Origin of the sequence: Affinundibacterium nitidum (assembly GCF_014284155.1) — a bacterium.
GTDB classification, from domain to species: Bacteria; Pseudomonadota; Gammaproteobacteria; order Burkholderiales; family Burkholderiaceae_D; genus Undibacterium; species Undibacterium nitidum.
The window spans coordinates 1-620 of the sequence record NZ_JACOFZ010000029.1; the positions used below are offsets into that span (position 1 = coordinate 1).

The window sequence follows — 620 nt, forward strand, 5'->3', positions numbered from 1 at the left end:
GCGCTTCGGTGGGTTCCTGTTGCTGACGGCATTACCGCACCGTTCACTTCGCAGGCTATCCGGGCTGCACTCTCGTGCCAAGCGGAAGCATCCGCCTTGTCCTGCCCTTTGTCTCGCAGTATTTGCATCCCGCGAGATAGGATATTGATCGCGCCGACCACGTCGGCGTGATTTTCGTAGCGGCAATTGACGCACAGGAACTTTGCCTGTGTCTGCCGATTATCTTTCGATGCATGGTCGCAATCCGGACACGTCTGGCTGGTATGGTGAGGTGGAACGGCCAGCAATATACCGCCGTACCACATCACCTTGTATTCCAGTTGTCGCCTGAATTCCCCCCAACCCTGATCTAGAATGGCCCGATTCAGGCCCGACTTCTGCTTGACCTTCTTGCCATGCTGTTCGCAGTTCCCTTTGGAAGACTTGGACATATTTTTAACCTGCAAATCCTCTATACATACGAGCGCGTGGTTTTGACTGATCGTTGTGGTGGTCTTATGCAGGAAATCTTTCCGAGCATTGGCGATGGTATTGTGAATCTGCTGGACTTTCAACTTCGCCTTTTTCCAGTTGCTACTGAATGTTGTCCTCTTTAGTTTTACGTTACATTTTGCCTTGTG

1 protein-coding gene is annotated in these 620 nt (G+C 51.5%); it reads right to left on the minus strand.

Going from position 1 to position 620, the window contains the following annotated elements:
- Positions 1-620: RNA-guided endonuclease InsQ/TnpB family protein (locus H8K36_RS18895; RefSeq protein WP_230404846.1), on the minus strand; the 620-nt coding region annotated here is incomplete at both ends.